The sequence below is a fragment of the Kitasatospora sp. NE20-6 genome (assembly GCF_045862635.1).
Map to the genome: position 1 here is coordinate 19,441 of NZ_BPRL01000039.1, position 17,270 is coordinate 36,710.

Sequence of the window (17,270 nt, forward strand, 5' to 3'; positions counted from 1 at the left end):
AGGCGGAGCCGGGACCCCCATCCGGCGTCCCGACCTCCCTCAACCCAGGAGCAGCATGTCGACCGCCGCCCGCCCGGCCTACTTCGACCGGACGCACACCGACGATCTGATCGCCTACCTCAGCGCCGCGCCGTCGCCGTACCACGCCGTCGCCGCGTCCGCCGAGCGGCTGGAGAAGGCGGGCTTTCGGCAGGTCAGGGAGACCGACGCCTGGGGGGCGGAGGCCGGCGGCCGCTACGTCGTCCGGGGCGGCGCGCTGATCGCCTGGTACGTCCCCGCGGGGGCGGGGCCCGAGACGCCGTTCCGCGTGGTCGGCACCCACACCGACTCGCCGAACCTCCGCGTCAAGCCCATCCCCGACACCGGCGCGGCCGGCTGGCGGCAGGTCGCCGTCGAGATCTACGGCGGCGTGCCCCTCAACACCTGGCTCGACCGCGACCTCGGCATCTCCGGCCGCCTCGCCCTGCGCGACGGCACCGCCCGCCTCGTCCTGATCGACGAGGCCCTGCTGCGCGTCCCGCAGCTCGCCATCCACCTCGACCGCGCGGTCAACGAAGGCCTCAAGCTCGACAAGCAGCGCCACCTCACCCCGATCTGGGGGATCGGCGAGGTCACCGAGGGCTCCCTCGTCGCGTACGTGGCCGAGCGGGCGGGCGTCCCGGCCGAGGACGTCGTCGGCTGGGACCTCATGACGCACGACGTGCAGCCGCCCTGCTACCTCGGCAAGGACCGCGAGCTGCTCGCCGGCCCGCGCCTCGACAACCTGCTCTCCGTGCACGCGGGCACCGCCGCCCTCGCCGCCGTCGCCACCGAGGGCGGCGCCGGACTGCCCTACATCCCGGTGCTGGCCGCCTTCGACCACGAGGAGACCGGCAGCGAGTCCGACACCGGCGCGCAGAGCCCGCTGCTCGGCAACGTGCTGGAGCGCAGCGTCTACGCGCGTGGCGGCACCGTCGAGGACCGCGCCCGGGCGCTCGCCGGCACCGTGTGCCTCTCCTCCGACATGGGCCACGCCGTCCACCCCAACTACAGCGAGCGGCACGAGCCGGGTCACCGCCCGATGCCCAACGGCGGCCCGATCCTCAAGGTCAACGTCAACAACCGCTACGCCACCGACGGCCTCGGCCGGGCCGTCTTCGCCGCCGCCTGCGAGAAGGCCGGCGTGCCGTGGCAGACCTTCGTCTCCAACAACGCCATGCCCTGCGGCACCACCATCGGCCCGATCACGGCCGCCCGGCTCGGCATCACCACCGTCGACTGCGGCATCGCCGCGCTCTCCATGCACTCCGCACGCGAGCTCTGCGGCGCGGACGACCCGTACCTCCTCGCCGGCGCCCTCAAGGCGTTCATGGAGGGCTGACCCGCGGTCCGCGCGGGCAGGAGGGGGTCCGGCGCGCGGAGACCCCGGCACGACGAGGGGGGCGGCCCGGCCGGGCCGCCCCCCTCTGCGCGTCCGCGCTCAGCCGGCGCCGGTCACTCCATGCCCGCCAGCACCAGCGGCAGACGGCTCGCGCCGCCGGACGTCAGCTTCACCGGCACGCCCCAGTCCTGCTGGTGGACGTGGCACGCCGGGTACTCGATCGCCGGGTCGTCGTCGCAGGAGGCCGCCATCGCCGAGACGTGCAGCACGCCCTCGGCGACCGCCTCGTTCAGCACGAGCTCCCGCGAGAGGTCCGTGTCGGCACCCGCACCGGAGAGCAGCAGCTCCGGCGGGGTCGCGCTCACCAGCAGCCGCGTCGACGGGCCGTAGCGCTCGTCCAGCTTCTGCCCGGACGGGGCCTGGAACACCACGTCCAGCTGCAGGGCGCCGGGCGCGATCTCCGTCGCCGCCCGCTGCGTCCGGTGCGCGACCGACTCGACCTGCACGGCCTCCTCGGGCAGCCGCAGCCGCGTCAGCCGGTGCCGGGCCGACTCCACCACCACGATGTCGTCGCCCACCAGCACCGCCCCGGACGGCTCCCGCAGGTCGGTCGCCAGGGTGGAGACCTCGCCGGTGGCCGGGTCGAACCGGCGCAGCGCGTGGTTGTAGGTGTCGGAGACCGCCACCGAGCCGTCCGGCAGCACGGTCACCCCGAGCGGGTGCTGCAGCAGCGCCTGCCCGGCGGCGCCGTCGCGGTGCCCGAAGTCGAAGAGGCCGGTGCCCACGGCGGTGTGCACGCTCCGTGTTTCACGTGAAACCCAGCGCACCGCGGAGGTCTCCGAGTCCGCGACCCAGAGCCGCTCGCCGTCCGCCGAGACGGCCAGCCCCGACGGCTGCGCGAACCACGCCTCCGCCAGCGGCCCGTCGACCAGGCCCTCGTTCGTGGTGCCCGCCGCCACGCCGACCGTGCCGGCCGCCGGGTCGTACGCCCACAGCTGGTGCACACCGGCCATCGCGATCCACACCCGGCCGTCGAACCACGCGACGTCCCACGGCGAGGAGAGGTCCACCTCGCGCGCCGCGCCGTCGGTCGGCGAGCCCTGCCACCACTGCCGGCCGGTGCCGGCCAGCGTCGTGACACTGCCGTCCGACAGCCGCACGCCGCGCAGCGCGTGGTTCACGGTGTCGGCCACCACCACGTCGAAGCCCAGGCCCTCCGGCACCAGCGCGAGGCCCTGCGGCTCGCTGAACCGCGGCGCGGCGCCGTCGACCAGCCCGCGCTCGCCGTCGCCGATCCGGCGCACCACCGTCTCGCCGTCCTCGGCCAGCTCCACCAGGGAGTGGTGCCCGGAGTCCGCGACCAGGAAGTGGCCGTCGGGCAGCCGCACCGCCTTGCCGGGGAACTTCAGGTCGCCGGCCTGCGGCTCCGGCGCCACGTACGGGCCGTCACCGCGCCGCAGCGTGCCCTTCGCGGCGTGCTCCGCCTCCAGTTCCCCGACCAGCGCGGCGATCGCGTGCGCGTGCCCCTCACCGGCGTGCTGCGCGACGACGTACCCCTCCGGGTCGATCACCACCAGCGTCGGCCAGGCCCGCACCGCGTACTGCTTCCACGTCGCGAGCTCCGGGTCGTCGAGCACCGGATGGTGCACCTCGTACCGGGCGACCGCGTCCACCACGGCCCGGTGGTCGGCCTCGTGGACGAACTTCGGCGAGTGCACGCCGATGATCACCACGGTGTCGCGGTGCTTCTCCTCCAGCTCCCGGAGTTCGTCCAGGACGTGGAGGCAGTTGATGCAGCAGAAGGTCCAGAAGTCGGCAATGACGATCTTGCCGCGGAGGTCCGCCAGCGACAGGTCCTTGCCGCCGGTGTTGAGCCATCCGCCCTTGCCCGCCAGTTCGGGGGCGCGTACGCGTGCACGAGAAGCCATAACCCCATCAAACCGCACCACGGGCGTCCGCATTCCGGACCGGCGGCACGCGGGCCGGGGTGCCCGCGCCGGCGTCGTCGCCCGGCGCCCCGCGGAGGACGTGCAGGACGGGCAGGACGCCCGGACCGGGTGGGGCGGGCAGCCCGCTCCGGGTGACCGGATCGGTCCGGTGCGGGTCGGGATCATGCCTGGGCGGGCGGCGGGGGCCGGGCCAGCATGGAGGCATGCAGACCGCACTCGTCGTCATCGACGTCCAGGAGTCCTTCCGCCGCCGCCCCGACTGGGCGTCCGTCTCGAACCCGCAGATCGTGAAGCAGGTGGGCCGGCTGGTGGACGCCGCCCGGGAGAAGGGGCAGCTCGTCGTCTGGGTGCTCCACAGCGATCCCGGGTCGGGCACGGTCTTCGACCCGGCGCTCGGGTTCGTGCGCCTGATCGAGGGGCTGGAGCCCGCCGCGGGCGAGCCCGTCGTCACCAAGACCTCGCACAACGCCTTCACCACCACCAACCTGCAGCAGCTGCTCACCCGGCACGGGGTGGGCGAGCTCGTGATCAGCGGCATCCGCACCGAGCAGTGCTGCGAGACGACGGCGCGGGTCGGCTCCGACCTCGGGTACGACGTCGTCTTCGTCACCGACGCCACCGCGACGCATCCCGTCGAGCACCGGGACGCGCCGGCCGGCCGCAGCCGGGAGGAGATCCTCGCCGACCCGCGTACCCTGTCGGCACGGGAGATCACGGCCCGTACCGAGTACGCGCTCGCGGGCCGCTTCGCCCGGATCGCCACCGTCGAGGAGCTGACCGGATCGTGACCAGGGTGGTCTTCCTGCTCGCGCCGCGGGTGCACCTGCTGGACCTGGCCGGTCCGGCGCAGGTCTTCTCGTCGGCCGCCGACATCGGCCACCGCTACGAGACGGTGTACGTGGGCGAGCAGGAGGACATCCCCACCGCGCAGGGGATCGGCCTGCGGGCCGGGACGTCCTGGCCGGCGCCGTCCGCGGACGATCTGGTGGTCGTGCCGGGCTGGCGCTCCCCGGTGCTGCCCCGCGGCCCGGTGTTCGGCCGCGCCACGCTGGAGCGCCTGGTCGCGCACCGGGAGGCCGGCGGCACGGTGGCGAGCGTCTGCTCCGGGGCCGACGCGCTGGGCCGGGCCGGGCTGCTCGACGGGCGGCGCTGCACGACCCACCACGACCTGCAGGACGAGCTGGCGCTCCGCTACCCGCGTGCGGCCGTCGTGCCGGACGTGCTGTTCGTGGAGGACAGCGGCGTGGTCACGTCCGCCGGCATCGCCAGCGGCATCGACCTGGCGCTGCACCTGCTGGCGGTGCGCCACGGGCCGTACGCCGCGGCGCGGGTGGCGCGCACGATGGTGGTGCACACCCGCCGCAACGGCGACCAGCAGCAGGAGAGCGCGATGCTGCGGCACCGCGCGCACCTGAGCGACGTGGTGCACCGGGTGCAGGACGTCATCGACGCCCGGTTCACCGATCCGCTGCTGCTGGCCGGACTCGCGGAGGCGGCGGGGGTGAGCGAGCGGACCCTCACCCGGCGGTTCGTGCGGGCCACCGGCTGCACGCCGTTGCGCTACCAGCAGGAGCTGCGGCTGGAGCACGCGGAGCACCTGATCGGGCAGGGGTCGACGGTCGAGTCGGCGGCCCGCGCGGTGGGGTTCCTGGACGCCCGGATGCTGCGGCGCCTGCGCGCCCGTCCGGCCGCGGCCTGATCCGCCCCGGCCCGGCTCCGGTTCCGTGGTCCGTGCCGGGGGAGGCCCGCGGCCCGTCGGCGGACCGCGCGGGGAGGATGTCCGGCACGATGTGCTCGGCAGGATTCCATCCGACTCGACGGAAAACGGGTGCGGCATGAAGTACGTGGTCAAGGAGCGGCTGTTCGCGGTCGGCGACGACTACTGGATCGAGGACGGCGACGGCGAGAAGGCGTTCCTGGTGGACGGCAAGGTGCTGCGGCTGCGCGACACCTTCGAGCTGCAGGACCCCACGGGTGCGGTGGTCGCGGTGATCAAGGAGAAGGTGCTCACCGTCCGGGACGCGATGAAGATCGAGAACGCCGACGGCGACACCGTCGCGACCGTCCGTAAGAAGCTGTTCACGCCGTTCCGCGACAAGTACCACGTGGAGCTGGAGGGCGGGGGCGAACTGGAGGTCCACGGCGACCTGATCGACAAGGAGTACAAGGTCGAGTCGGACGGCGACACCGTCGCCGAGATCTCCCGCAAGTGGTTCCGGATCCGCGACATGTACGGTGTCGAGATCGCCGGGGGCGCGGACGTGCCGCTGCTCCTCGCCGTGGCCGTCTGCCTGGACCGGATGGTCGAGCACAACGACTGACCGGGCCCCGGTGCCGCCCTGCGAACCGGTCGGTGGCCGCGAGCGGGGCGGCGGTGACGCCGTTGCCCCGGCCGGGACGTCCGACCGGCACCGGCCCGGCGCCGGTCCGGGCACGGGCCGCCCGCGCGCGGACGCCGGGTCGGACGCCGGGTCGGACACCGGCGGACGGGCCGTCAGAGGATGACGTGCGGCAGGAACCGGGCGCCCTGGTGGGTGATCGGCGAGTCGTGGGTCTCGCGGATGCCGAGGCCGGCGGCCTCGCCGTCCACGACCCAGGCGCCGAGCACGGGGTGGTTGCCGTCGAAGTCCGGCAGCGGGCAGAGCTGCTGGTAGCAGAAGCCCTCGGTGCCGTACCGGTCCGGGTCGCCGGCCCAGGCGGGGAGCAGGGTCTGGGCGCCGTCGGGTTCGACGATCCGCACGCCGGCGCCCTCGCGGCCGAGCAGCGGCTTGGCCGCGTAACCGGTGGCGGTGAGCTCGCGCGGCCCGTCCAGGTAGGCGGGCAGCAGGTTGGGGTGCCCGGGGAAGAGCTCCCAGAGCACCGCGAGCAGGGCCTTGTTGGAGAGCAGCATCTTCCACGGCGGCTCGATCCACAGGGTGGAGCCGGTGGAGCCGCCCAGGTCGATGCCGGCCAGCAGCTGCTCGCCGAACTCGTCGTCGGCGAGCCACTCCCAGGGGTAGAGCTTGAACGCCGAGCGGATGTAGCGCTGCTCCAGGTCGACGAAGCGGCCGGAGAGGCTGTCGAGGCCGATGTCCTCCATCGCGATGGAGACGGTCTCCAGGCCGGCCTGTCCGGCGGTCTCCTGCAGGTAGAGGGTGGTCATCCAGTCCTCGCCCTCGGTGTCGCCGCGCGAGTGCGCGAAGTGCACCGGGCCGGGGGGCAGCAGGTCCTTCTGCCGGCCCCACGCCTCGACCAGCCGCTCGTGGAGGGAGTTCCACTGGTCGGCCTCGGGGAAGCGCTCCTCCATCCAGAACCACTGCGGGCTCGCCGCCTCGATCAGCGAGGTCGGGGTGTCGGCGTTGTACTCGAAGAGCTTGGCCGGCCCGGTGCCGTCGTACGCGAGGTCGAACCGGCCGTACAGCGAGGGCTGTTCCTCGCGGCGGCGCCAGGAGGTGCCGACGACCTCGGCCAGGCGCGGGTCGGTGATGCCGTAGTCGGCGAGGCGGCCGGTGCGCACCACGTGGTCGGCGGCCTCCAGGCAGAGCTCGTGCAGCTCGTCGACGACCTCCTCCAGCGCCTCGACCTCGGCCGGGGCGAAGGAGTAGTAGGCGCTCTCGTCCCAGTAGGCGTACTCGGTGCCGGGGTCGCGGGGGTCCTCGCAGACGGCGTAGATGAGGCCCTGGGACTCGACGGCCGCCTGCCAGCCGGGCCGGGGTTCGACGGTGTGGCGGCGCATGCCGGTCAGCCCCCGCCCGAGCCCGAGGTGCTGCCGGTGGGGCAGCCGAAGCCACCGCGCTTGGTGGCGGCCTTGTCGAAGGTGCCGCCGCCGGCGGTCAGCGCGCCGGAGCCGCAGTAGTACCAGCGGCCCGCGGCGGCGGCCGTGCCGGCGCTGCAGGAGTGGTCCTCCAGCACTTTGAGGGTGCCGGGGTCGACGCAGCGCCGCGGGGCGCTGCCGCTGCCGCCGCCGCCGGTGGCGCAGCCGGTGAGGGCGAGCGCCAGGGTGCCCACCATGCCGAGGGCGACGACGCCGGAGCGCCGGCGGGCGGGAGCGGTGTCGGTGGGGGTCATGACGGGTGATGGTACTTGGGGGTCCACCGGACCGTGGCCATGGGATATCTTTTGCCGGTCCTTGACTCGTCGCCCCGGGGGAACAGCATGAACGACATCGTCCACGGCCTGGGTGTCGCCGCCGCGTTCGGCGCGGTGGGCCTGGTGCTGCTGCTGCTGGGCGTCGGCCTGGTCGACGTGCTGACGCCGGGCAAGCTGGGCCGCCAGATCTGGGTGGAGCGCAACCGGAACGCCGCCGTGGTGCTGAGTTCCGCGCTGCTGGGGATCGGCGGCATCGTCTTCACGGCGATCATGTACACCTACGACGAGTTCGGTAAGGGCCTGGCGGCGACCGTCACGTTCGGCCTGCTCGGCCTGGTGCTGATGGCGGCCGCGTTCTGGCTGGTCGACCTGCTGACGCCGGGCAGGCTCGGCGAGGTGCTCGTCGATCCCGAGCCGCACCCCGCGGTGTGGGTGACGGCCGCCTGCAACCTGTCGGTGGCGGCGATCGTGGCGGCCTCGATCGCCTGACCCACCTCCCTCCGGGACCTACCGGCCCGCGGCCAGGCGCTCCGTCAGACGAGCCCTGGCCGCGGGCCACTCGTCGTGCAGCATGGAGAAGTAGACGGTGTCGCGCCAGGTGCCGTCGGGCCGGCGGCGGTGGCGGCGCAGGGTGCCCTCGTACTGTGCGCCGAGGCGGCGGATGGCCTTCTGCGAGCGCTCGTTGAGGTGGTCGGTCTTCCAGCTGACCCGTCCCATGCCGAGGTCGTCGAAGGCGTGGGTGAGCAGCAGCAGCTTGGCCTCGGTGTTGACGGCGGTGCGCCACACGGCGCGGGCGTACCAGGTGCCGCCGATCTCCACCCGCTCGTGCCCGGCGTCGAGGTCGAGGTAGCAGGTGACGCCGACGGCCCGGCCGGTGCCGGGGGTGACGACGGCGAACGGCACGGACGCGCCCGCGGCGGCCTCGGCGAGCACGGAGCCGACGATCGCGGCCATCGCCTCCTCGGTGCGGGGCGCGGGGTGCGTCAGCCAGCGCCAGACCTCCTCGTCGCCGCCGGCCGCGGCGAACAGGTCGGGGGCGTGGTCGGCGCGGAGCGGTTCGAGGCGGACGTGGCGGCCGGTGAGGACGGTGGGTGCGGGCTGCTTCGCGGTCATGCCGCCGACTGTAGGGCGCTGTTGCACTAGATGCAATCCATGTTTGCACTAGTTCAATCGACGTGTCCTGGGAACGCCGAAGGGCCCCGCACGCCGGTGCGGGGCCCTTCGGAGGTGCGGCCTACAGGAAGGAGTTGATCTGGATGGTCTCGGTGCGGCCGGGGCCGACGCCGATCGCGGAGATCGGCGCGCCCGACATCTCCTCCAGCGCCTTCACGTACGCCTTCGCGTTCTTCGGCAGCTCGTCGAAGGTCTGCGCCTTGCTGATGTCCTCGGACCAGCCCGGCAGCGACTCGTAGATCGGCTTGGCGTGGTGGAAGTCGGACTGGTTGTACGGCAGCTCCTCGACGCGCTTGCCGTCGATCTCGTAGGCCACGCAGACCGGGATCTGCTCCCAGCCGGTGAGCACGTCGAGCTTGGTGAGGAAGAAGTCGGTCAGGCCGTTGACCCGGGTCGCGTAGCGGGCGATCACGGCGTCGAACCAGCCGCAGCGGCGGTCGCGGCCGGTGGTGACGCCGCGCTCGCCGCCGATCCGGCGCAGGGCGTCGCCGTCGGCGTCCAGCAGCTCGGTCGGGAACGGGCCCGAGCCGACGCGGGTGGTGTACGCCTTCAGGATGCCGATGACCCGGTCGATCTTGGTCGGGCCGATGCCGGAGCCGGTGCAGGCGCCGCCGGAGGTCGGGTTCGACGAGGTCACGAAGGGGTACGTGCCGTGGTCGACGTCCAGCAGGGTGCCCTGGCCGCCCTCCAGCAGGACGACCTTGCCGGCCTTGAGCGCCTCGTCGAGGACGAGGGTGGTGTCGGCCAGGTACGGGCGGATCTTGTCCGCGTAGCCGAGGTACTCCTCCAGCACCAGCTCGACCGGGATGGCGCGGCGGTTGTAGAGCTTGACCAGCAGCTGGTTCTTGTCGTGCAGCGCCGCTTCGATCTTCTGCCGCAGGATCGACTCGTCGAAGAGGTCCTGCACGCGGATGCCGACCCGGTTGATCTTGTCCGCATAGGCGGGGCCGATGCCGCGGCCGGTGGTGCCGATCCGGCGCTTGCCGAGGAAGCGCTCGGTGACCTTGTCCAGGGTGCGGTGGTACGGCGTGATCAGGTGGGCGTTGCCGGAGATCAGCAGCTTCGAGGTGTCGATGCCGCGGTCGTCCAGGCCCTTCAGCTCGGAGAGCAGCACGCCCGGGTCGATGACGACGCCGTTGCCGATCACCGGCGTCACGTTCGGGCTGAGGATGCCGGAAGGGAGCAGGTGCAGGGCATACTTCTGGTCGCCGATGACCACCGTGTGACCGGCGTTGTTGCCGCCCTGGTAACGGACGACGTAGTCGACGGAGCCACCGAGGAGGTCAGTCGCCTTCCCCTTGCCCTCGTCTCCCCACTGGGCGCCAACGAGCACGAGTGCCGGCACAGGCGTACACCCCTTCCGGTTGGGGCATCCTGCGGAAGGCCGCAGTCTGCCCCGAGATAGACGAAGCCCCTGGCGCAATAGCGCAAGGGGCTCTTGCACCGAGAGATTACCTGAGGAAGGACCGGTCGTGTCGTCCCAGTCCACGCCTGCGTCCCGTCCCGACGAGCCGCGCGGGAGGGATCCGCTGCTGGTGCTGGTCGACCCGGCGGCCGGCCGGGCGGACGGCGAGTCGGTGCGGATCGCCCGGGACGTCCTCCGCGGGGGCGCGGACACCAAGGTGGCCCTGCCCGAGAGCCCGTCCGAACTCGACCGGATCCTGTCGCACCGCGGTCGCCGCCGACCGGTCGTGATCGGTTCCGACCAGGCCGTGCAGCGGGTGCTGCAGGCCCTCCACCGACAGCGTGACCTGGGCGCGGACCCGGTCGGCGCGGTGCCGGTCGGCCCGGCCGGGTCGACCGCGGCCTGCCGTGCCCTCGGGGTGCCCGCCGAGCCGGTGGCCGCGGCCAGGGCGGTGCTCGCCGGCGCCCCCCGCAAGCTCGACCTGGTGGTCGACGACGGTGGCGGGGTGGTGCTCGCCGAACTGAGGGTGGTCGGGGAGCACCGACGGGGGCCGGTGTCCCTGCGTTCGCTATGGGCGAAACTGGCTGCGCCCGAGCAGGGGACCACCTCCGACCCGGACGGCACCAGGCTGCGGGTCGAGGCGGACGGACGGCTGCTCGCCGACGTCCACGAGAAGGTCCGGCTGCTCGCCGCGAGCGCCGACGGCGGCGAACTCGTCCTGGAGATCACGGTGGGTGGATCGTCCCGCCGGCTGCGCGCGACCACCCTCAGCGTGGCGGGCCGCGGCTTCGGCTACACCGCGGACGGCTGCGCCGTCGGCCCGGTCCGGCACCGGACGTGGACGGTGCACCCGGGGGCCTGGGCGCTGATGCTCCCCGCCGGGTGAGATGCTCCCTCGCCGGGTGAGCAGGATCACGCCCGGACCCGCCCGCCGACGTGCCGTCAGCCGCCCGGCCGCTCCGCAGAGCACGTGTGACAAGGGAAGTGCGCGCCCGGGCCGAACGCCCGCCGCAGCGGGGCAGACACGTGTAAGGGGCCTTCTCTACGCGCGTTGCCACCGTTTCGTCCAACGATCCGGCCCTCCCCTGTTCGGGAAGGCGTACGGAACTGGCCTAGACTCGAAGACGTGCCACGTGGTGACGGACGACTCAACCACGATCTTCTTCCCGGCGAGAAAGGCCCCCAGGACGCTTGCGGCGTCTTCGGTGTCTGGGCTCCCGGCGAGGAGGTCGCCAAGCTCACGTACTTCGGCCTCTATGCCCTGCAGCACCGCGGACAGGAATCCGCGGGCATCGCAGTGAGCAACGGCTCCCAGATTCTCGTCTTCAAGGACATGGGCCTCGTGTCCCAGGTCTTCGACGAGACCTCCCTGGGATCGTTGCACGGGCATATCGCCGTCGGACATGCCCGCTACTCGACAACAGGTTCGTCGGTCTGGGAGAACGCCCAGCCGACCTTCCGGGCGACCGTGCACGGTTCGCTGGCCCTCGGGCACAACGGAAACCTGGTGAACACCGCCGAACTGGCGGCCCTGGTCGCCGAACTGCCGGGCGAGGAGCACGTCTCCCGCTCCGGCCGGTCCGCGGCGACCAACGACACCGACCTGGTGACCGCCCTCCTCGCGGGCTACCCCGAGCTGTCCATCGAGGACACCGCCCGGCAGGTCCTGCCCAAGGTCAAGGGCGCCTTCTCCCTCGTCTTCATGGACGAGAACACCCTGTACGCGGCCCGCGACCCGCAGGGCATCCGCCCGCTGGTGCTCGGCCGCCTGGAGCGCGGCTGGGTGGTGGCCTCCGAGACCGCCGCCCTCGACATCTGCGGCGCCTCCTTCATCCGCGAGGTCGAGCCCGGCGAGCTCATCGCCATCGACGAGCAGGGCATGCGCACCTCGCGGTTCGCCGAGGCCAAGCCCAAGGGCTGCGTCTTCGAGTACGTGTACCTGGCCCGCCCCGACACCTCCATCGCCGGCCGCAACGTGCACCTCTCCCGCGTGGAGATGGGCCGCAAGCTGGCCGCCGAGGCGCCCGCCGACGCGGACCTGGTGATCGCGACCCCGGAGTCCGGCACGCCCGCGGCCATCGGGTACGCCGAGGCCAGCGGCATCCCGTACGGCTCCGGACTGGTGAAGAACGCCTACGTCGGCCGCACCTTCATCCAGCCCAGCCAGACCATCCGGCAGCTCGGCATCCGGCTCAAGCTCAACCCGCTCAAGGAAGTCATCCGCGGCAAGCGCCTGGTGGTCGTGGACGACTCCATCGTCCGCGGCAACACCCAGCGCGCGCTGGTGAAGATGCTCCGCGAGGCGGGCGCCGCCGAGGTGCACATCCGGATCTCCTCCCCGCCGGTCAAGTGGCCCTGCTTCTTCGGCATCGACTTCGCCACCCGCGCGGAGCTGATCGCCAACGGCATGACCATCGAGGAGATCGGCCGGACGCTCGGCGCCGACTCGCTCGCCTACATCTCGATCGACGGCATGATCGAGGCCACCGCGCAGCCCAAGGACAAGCTCTGCCGGGCCTGCTTCGACGGGGTCTACCCGATGGAGCTGCCCGACCCGGCGCTGCTGGGCAAGCTGCTCCTGGAGGCCGAGATCGCCGGCAGCCAGCAGCCCCCGGCCGTCCGCGGCAAGCCCACCAGCGACCTGGACGGCGTCCAGTCGCTGCTCGGCGGTCACGGCGCGGCCGACGCGCTGCGCCGCCCCTAGTGCCCAGGCCGCAGGGCCCCGACCGGGGGCCCTGCGGCTGTTTTTCCACCCCCATGACCCGAGAGGGCCGCAGCACGTGACCAGCAACGAGAGCGGCGCCACCTACGCCGCCGCAGGTGTCGACATCGAGGCGGGCGACCGCGCCGTCGAGCTCATGAAGCAGTGGGTGAAGAAGGCGAACCGTCCGGAGGTCGTCGGCGGTCTCGGCGGCTTCGCCGGGCTCTTCGACGCCTCCGCCTTCAAGCGCTACGAGCGTCCGCTGCTGGCCACCGCCACCGACGGCGTGGGCACCAAGGTGGCCCTGGCCGCGGCCCTGGACAAGCACGACACGATCGGCCACGACTTGGTCGGCATGGTCGTCGACGACCTCGTCGTGTGCGGCGCCGAGCCGCTCTTCATGACCGACTACATCTGCGTCGGCAAGGTCGTCCCCGAGCGCGTCGCCCAGATCGTCAAGGGCATCGCCGAGGGCTGCGCCCTGGCCGGCTGCGCCCTGATCGGCGGCGAGACCGCCGAACACCCCGGCCTGCTCGGCCCGGACGAGTACGACGTGGCCGGCGCCGGCACCGGCGTGGTGGAGGCCGACGCGCTGCTCGGCGCCGAGCGGGTCCGTGCGGGTGACGTCGTCATCGCGATGGCCGCCTCCGGCCTGCACTCGAACGGCTACTCGCTCGTCCGCCACGTGCTGCTCAACGAGGCCGGCTGGAAGCTCGACCGCCAGGTCGAGGAGTTCGGCCGCACCCTCGGCGAGGAGCTGCTGGAGCCGACCCGGATCTACTCGCTGGACTGCCTGGCGCTCACCCGCGCCACCGAGATCCACGCCTTCTCGCACGTCACCGGCGGCGGCCTGGCCGCCAACCTGGCCCGGGTCATCCCGGAGGGCCTGCACGCCCGCCTGGACCGCGGCACCTGGACCCCGCTGCCGGTCTTCCAGACCGTCGCGCAGGTCGGCCGCATGCAGACCCTGGAGATCGAGAAGACCCTCAACATGGGCGTCGGCATGGTCGCGGTCGTGCCGCCGTCCTCCGTCGACGTCGTCCTCGCGATCCTGGAGGACCGCGGCGTCGAGGCCTGGCTGCTCGGCGACATCGTCGACCGCGCGGACGAGCACGACGGCGCCGCAACGCTCTACAACGCGTACGAGGGCTTCACCCTCGCCTGACCGGTCCGTGGTGCGGGGCCGCCTCCCAGGGGGCGGCCCCGCCGCCCGGGGCCCTGTCAGGCCGGACTGCGCGGCCGGACTGCGCGGCCGGACTGCGGACGGACGCCCGCGGCAGCCGTGTGCCGGCCCGCGGACGCCCGCCCGGCCGCGACCGCACGTCAGGCGTGCGGACACGCCGAAGACCGGTCCGGCACTCGTGGAGTGGCCGGACCGGTCCCGGTCGGCTGTCAGGCGCGGCGGCGGGAGTGGCCGTTGTCGGCGGTGTCCTCGTCGTCGTCCTCGTCGGCGTACAGATCCGCGTACGCCGCGTAGGGGTCGTCCTCGTCGTCCTCCTCGATCGGCTCAGGCTCGATCGCGGTGGACGGAGATACACCCAGCTCATGAGACAGACGGTTCGCGTCGAACCCGCCGCTGTTGTACTTCAGCTCGCGGGCGACCTTCGTCTGCTTGGCCTTGGCCCGGCCGCGCCCCATGGGTCGACCCCCTCAACGATGGGGCTCACGGCCCCGAGTCTGACACGTGTTCATGATCAGGAGCGGCCTGCCCGGAGTGGGAGAGCCGTCCCTTGGAGCATTAACGGTACCTGTTTCCGCCGCCGGACGGTACGTCACGGGTGTGACGTGGCGCGCACTCACAGCCTCCGAAACCAGGTCTTTCCAGGTCACGGGAGGTTTCTTCGGCTTCCGCAGGCTCCCGGGAGCATTCCCGGGCTTGTCGTTCCACTGTCGATTATCCCCCGCCGGAGGAGCGGGCATCGCCCGATCGGGCTAGCAAGTGAGAATCCGGTTCCACATCGTGACCGGCGGGGGGCGGGTTCCCGCCCCCCGCCGGCGGCACGCGGCGCGGATCAGGAGCGGCGGGAGCCCGGGAGCAGGATCGAGCGCAGCGCGCTCACCTCCCGCATCCGCTTCTCCGCGAGGCGGTCGGCCGCCACGGCAGGCGGCACCCCGTCGGCGGCGGCCCGGGTGAAGATCTCCAGGGTGGTGTCGAAGATCTTCGTGGCCTTGTTCTTGGCGCGGTCGAAGTTGAAGCCCTCGATCTCGTCCGCGACCTGGATCACGCCGCCGGAGTTCACCAGGTAGTCGGGGGCGTAGAGGATGCCCCGGTCCGCGAGGTCCTTCTCCACGCCGGCGTGGGCGAGCTGGTTGTTCGCCGCACCGCAGACGATCACGGTGCCGGCGGCGCCGAGCACCGCGACCGTGGCGTCGTCGAGCGCACCGCCGAGCGCACAGGGCGCGTACACGTCCAGCGAGGCCCCCAGCAGGGCCGCGGTGTCGGCGACGACCTCCACCCCGGGGTGGGCGGCGCGCACGCGGTTGACGGCCGCCTCGGAGACGTCCGTGACGACCACGGTGGCGCCGTCCGCGACGAGGTGGCCGACCAGGTAGTGGCCGACCTTGCCGACGCCCGCGACGCCGACCCGGCGGCCGCGCAGCGTGGGCTGGCCCCAGCGGGCCCGGGCGGAGGCGCGCATGCCCTGGAAGACGCCGAAGGCGGTGAGGACGGAGGAGTCGCCCGCGCCGCCGTACTCGGGGGAGCGCCCGGTCACGAAGCGGGTCTCGCGGGCCACGACGTCCATGTCCTGGACGTACGTGCCCACGTCGCACGCGGTGACGTAGCGGCCGGCCAGCGACTCCACGAAGCGGCCGTAGGCCCGGAGCATCGCCTCGTTCTTGTCGCCGCCCTCGGCGGTCGGCGCGGGGTCGCCGATGATGACGGCCTTGCCGCCGCCCAGGTCGAGCCCGGCCAGGGCGTTCTTGTAGCTCATGCCGCGGGAGAGCCGCAGCGCGTCCTCCAGCGCCTCCTCCTCGGTGTCGTACCGGTGGAAGCGGGTGCCGCCGAGGGCCGGGCCCAGGGCGGTGGAGTGGATGGCGATGACGGCCTTCAGACCGGTGGACCGGTCGTGGCAGAGGACGACCTGCTCGTGGCCGTCACCGGGCGCGGCGTCCGGCCCGGTCGCGAAGATCCTGCTGAGCACTCCTGGTGCGGGGTGCGCGGCGGATGCGGTGTGTACGTCGGTCACTGTGGTGACTCCAGTATCTGCGGGCCCGCGGCTGTGGTGCGGGCGTCTGATCGAAGCCTAGCCCCGGGTCCGCCACCCGATCTGCCCCCTGACGGTCCCACGGGCATAACGACCGGAAGCCGTCCACGGCACCCTCCCCGGCGGCCGCCGGTGCGTGCGACGATGCCGGGTGTGACCGCCGTGCGCACTTCGGTGCTCCCGCCCTACGCCGCCCAGCTGCGGGTCTACGAGCCGCTCGCCGCCTATCCGGAGCCCGAGCGGACCCGCTGGCAGGCCTATGCGGCGGAGCACGGACCGGACGCCGAGGGGCCGGACGGGGCGGTCGCCGCCGCCGCCCTGGCCGAGCAGCGCCGCGCCCTGGCGGAGCTCGCGGGCCGGACCCCGGGCGCCCTGCCCGACCGGGAGGGCGGGCGGGCCCTCGTGCGGCTGGTCGACGGGGTCACCTACGTCTGCCCGTGGACGGACCGGCTGCGGAGCTGGCAGGCCCTGGACGAGCTGCGCGGGGCGCTGCCCGCGTTCCTCCTCGACACCGTGCTCCCGCCGGCCGTCCGGGCGGCCGCGGAGGCCGACCACGCCCGGTGGCGGACCGACCATCCGGACGCCCGTCCGTGGGTGCTCACCAGCCGCTGGGAGGTCCCGGTGCGCTGGTGCCTGCCCTTCGGGGAGGAGGACCGCCGCTTCGTGCCCGCCGGACCGGCCGGGGACGGGCGTCCTGCGGCCCCTGCGGCCCTCTTCTACCTGACGCCGATGGCGCAGGCCCGCCGCCGCGTGGCGCGCGGCTACCGGGCGCTGCGGACGTCCGTGCCGGGGACGCAGCGCGGACCGGGCGGCGCCCTCGTCCTCGGCGTGGAGCAGGTCGGCCGGTGGCTGGAGGAGTTCCACCCGCGGTCGCTGGTGGAGCTCGACTACGGGGGCCTGGTGCACCTGCTCGGGGCCGAGGGGCTGGCCGCCGAGAGCTCGGTCGGGGAGGTCGAGTCGGGCATCGGCGCGCTGCGGGCCGGGAACACCGAGGCGGCGGTGCGCTCGTACGAGGCGGTGACCGCCCGCTGGCGGCGGGTGCTGGCCCTGCGGCAGGCGAGCTGACACGAGGTCAGCCGTGCGGGGTGAGAGTACCGGTGAACAGGGGTAGGAACGGTAGGGACCTTCGACCCTGACCGAAGGACGATGGTCCGGGTTCGGTCAATACCTGTCGAACGTGACACTACTCACCGTTGACGCGAACTTACCCCTATATGCAAAAATGGGACAACCAGCCCAAGTTCAACCCGGTGTGTCCACTTCTGGGTGCATCTGACGGTGGTGCGTGCTTTGCGGTGAAACGGAGGGTCTGGTCATCTCGTAGCCGAATGTCATGATTTCGTGACTGTCCGTTATGGGATGGTCCATGGCTGTCCGTCACACTTGACCCGCCAGGGGGCAATTTAGG

The 17,270-nt window shown here is 72.9% G+C and carries 16 protein-coding genes; 9 read left to right on the forward strand and 7 right to left on the reverse strand.

Translation table 11 applies throughout. The annotated features are described in order from the left end of the window. Positions 1-55 precede the first annotated feature (55 nt). Entirely contained in the window at positions 56-1,360 is a 1,305-nt protein-coding gene (locus tag SNE206_RS24915) for a M18 family aminopeptidase (RefSeq protein ID WP_407915725.1), read from the forward strand. A 113-nt stretch (positions 1,361-1,473) separates the two neighbouring features. On the opposite strand, the gene SNE206_RS24920 is transcribed toward SNE206_RS24915, so the two are convergent. Then, positions 1,474-3,288, reverse strand: a complete 1,815-nt coding sequence (locus SNE206_RS24920) for an NHL domain-containing thioredoxin family protein (protein WP_407915726.1) — start codon at positions 3,286-3,288, stop codon at positions 1,474-1,476. A 224-nt stretch (positions 3,289-3,512) separates the two neighbouring features. Here SNE206_RS24920 and SNE206_RS24925 point away from each other — a divergent pair, with 224 nt between their 5' ends. The 3 genes from SNE206_RS24925 (at position 3,513) to SNE206_RS24935 (ending at position 5,630) form a co-directional block, all read left to right on the forward strand. Further along, on the forward strand, positions 3,513-4,097 hold the full coding sequence (locus tag SNE206_RS24925; RefSeq protein WP_407915727.1) for a cysteine hydrolase family protein: 585 nt from the start codon (positions 3,513-3,515) through the stop codon (positions 4,095-4,097). Beyond that, positions 4,094-5,008: a GlxA family transcriptional regulator gene (locus tag SNE206_RS24930; protein WP_407915728.1), complete on the forward strand. Its 915-nt coding sequence runs from the start codon at positions 4,094-4,096 to the stop codon at positions 5,006-5,008. Before SNE206_RS24925 ends, SNE206_RS24930 begins: the two co-directional genes overlap by 4 nt. Positions 5,009-5,144: 136 nt before the next feature. After that, positions 5,145-5,630, forward strand: a complete 486-nt coding sequence (locus tag SNE206_RS24935; RefSeq protein ID WP_407915729.1) for an LURP-one-related/scramblase family protein — start codon at positions 5,145-5,147, stop codon at positions 5,628-5,630. Between the two features lie 173 nt (positions 5,631-5,803). Here SNE206_RS24935 and SNE206_RS24940 read toward each other — a convergent pair whose 3' ends face one another. Both SNE206_RS24940 and SNE206_RS24945 read right to left on the reverse strand, forming a co-directional pair. After that, a complete protein-coding gene (locus SNE206_RS24940; RefSeq protein ID WP_407915730.1) occupies positions 5,804-7,024 on the reverse strand; it encodes a glutathionylspermidine synthase family protein in 1,221 nt (406 codons plus the stop codon). Positions 7,025-7,029: 5 nt separating this feature from the next. Next, a complete protein-coding gene (locus SNE206_RS24945) occupies positions 7,030-7,356 on the reverse strand; it encodes a hypothetical protein (protein WP_407915731.1) in 327 nt (108 codons plus the stop codon). A gap of 87 nt (positions 7,357-7,443) precedes the next feature. Here SNE206_RS24945 and SNE206_RS24950 point away from each other — a divergent pair, with 87 nt between their 5' ends. Beyond that, positions 7,444-7,866: a DUF350 domain-containing protein gene (locus SNE206_RS24950; RefSeq protein WP_407915732.1), complete on the forward strand. Its 423-nt coding sequence runs from the start codon at positions 7,444-7,446 to the stop codon at positions 7,864-7,866. Between the two features lie 18 nt (positions 7,867-7,884). On the opposite strand, the gene SNE206_RS24955 is transcribed toward SNE206_RS24950, so the two are convergent. Together SNE206_RS24955 and SNE206_RS24960 are read right to left on the reverse strand one after the other, a co-directional pair. Continuing rightward, positions 7,885-8,490 carry a GNAT family N-acetyltransferase gene (locus SNE206_RS24955; protein ID WP_407915733.1) on the reverse strand — a complete coding sequence of 202 codons (606 nt, stop codon included), beginning with the start codon at positions 8,488-8,490 and terminating at the stop codon, positions 7,885-7,887. Between the two features lie 121 nt (positions 8,491-8,611). After that, positions 8,612-9,895, reverse strand: a complete 1,284-nt coding sequence (locus SNE206_RS24960; protein WP_407915734.1) for an adenylosuccinate synthase — start codon at positions 9,893-9,895, stop codon at positions 8,612-8,614. Positions 9,896-10,022: 127 nt separating this feature from the next. On the opposite strand from SNE206_RS24960, the gene SNE206_RS24965 reads away from it, so the two are divergent. The 3 genes from SNE206_RS24965 to purM all read left to right on the forward strand — a co-directional run bounded on the left by SNE206_RS24965 (position 10,023) and on the right by purM (position 13,821). Next, on the forward strand, positions 10,023-10,841 hold the full coding sequence (locus tag SNE206_RS24965) for a diacylglycerol kinase family protein (RefSeq protein ID WP_407915735.1): 819 nt from the start codon (positions 10,023-10,025) through the stop codon (positions 10,839-10,841). Positions 10,842-11,081: 240 nt separating this feature from the next. After that, positions 11,082-12,659: an amidophosphoribosyltransferase gene (gene purF / locus SNE206_RS24970; RefSeq protein ID WP_407915736.1), complete on the forward strand. Its 1,578-nt coding sequence runs from the start codon at positions 11,082-11,084 to the stop codon at positions 12,657-12,659. Between the two features lie 76 nt (positions 12,660-12,735). After that, complete coding sequence (purM, locus tag SNE206_RS24975; RefSeq protein ID WP_407915737.1) at positions 12,736-13,821, forward strand: phosphoribosylformylglycinamidine cyclo-ligase; 1,086 nt, start codon at positions 12,736-12,738, stop codon at positions 13,819-13,821. A 227-nt stretch (positions 13,822-14,048) separates the two neighbouring features. Here purM and SNE206_RS24980 read toward each other — a convergent pair whose 3' ends face one another. Continuing rightward, positions 14,049-14,294, reverse strand: a complete 246-nt coding sequence (locus tag SNE206_RS24980; RefSeq protein ID WP_407915738.1) for a DUF3073 domain-containing protein — start codon at positions 14,292-14,294, stop codon at positions 14,049-14,051. Positions 14,295-14,668: 374 nt separating this feature from the next. Beyond that, positions 14,669-15,844 (reverse strand): Glu/Leu/Phe/Val dehydrogenase dimerization domain-containing protein, encoded by a 1,176-nt coding sequence (locus tag SNE206_RS24985; protein ID WP_407915739.1) that lies wholly within the window; start codon positions 15,842-15,844, stop codon positions 14,669-14,671. Between the two features lie 162 nt (positions 15,845-16,006). On the opposite strand from SNE206_RS24985, the gene SNE206_RS24990 reads away from it, so the two are divergent. Then, positions 16,007-16,927, forward strand: a complete 921-nt coding sequence (locus SNE206_RS24990) for a hypothetical protein (protein ID WP_407915740.1) — start codon at positions 16,007-16,009, stop codon at positions 16,925-16,927. Positions 16,928-17,270: the final 343 nt, after the last annotated feature.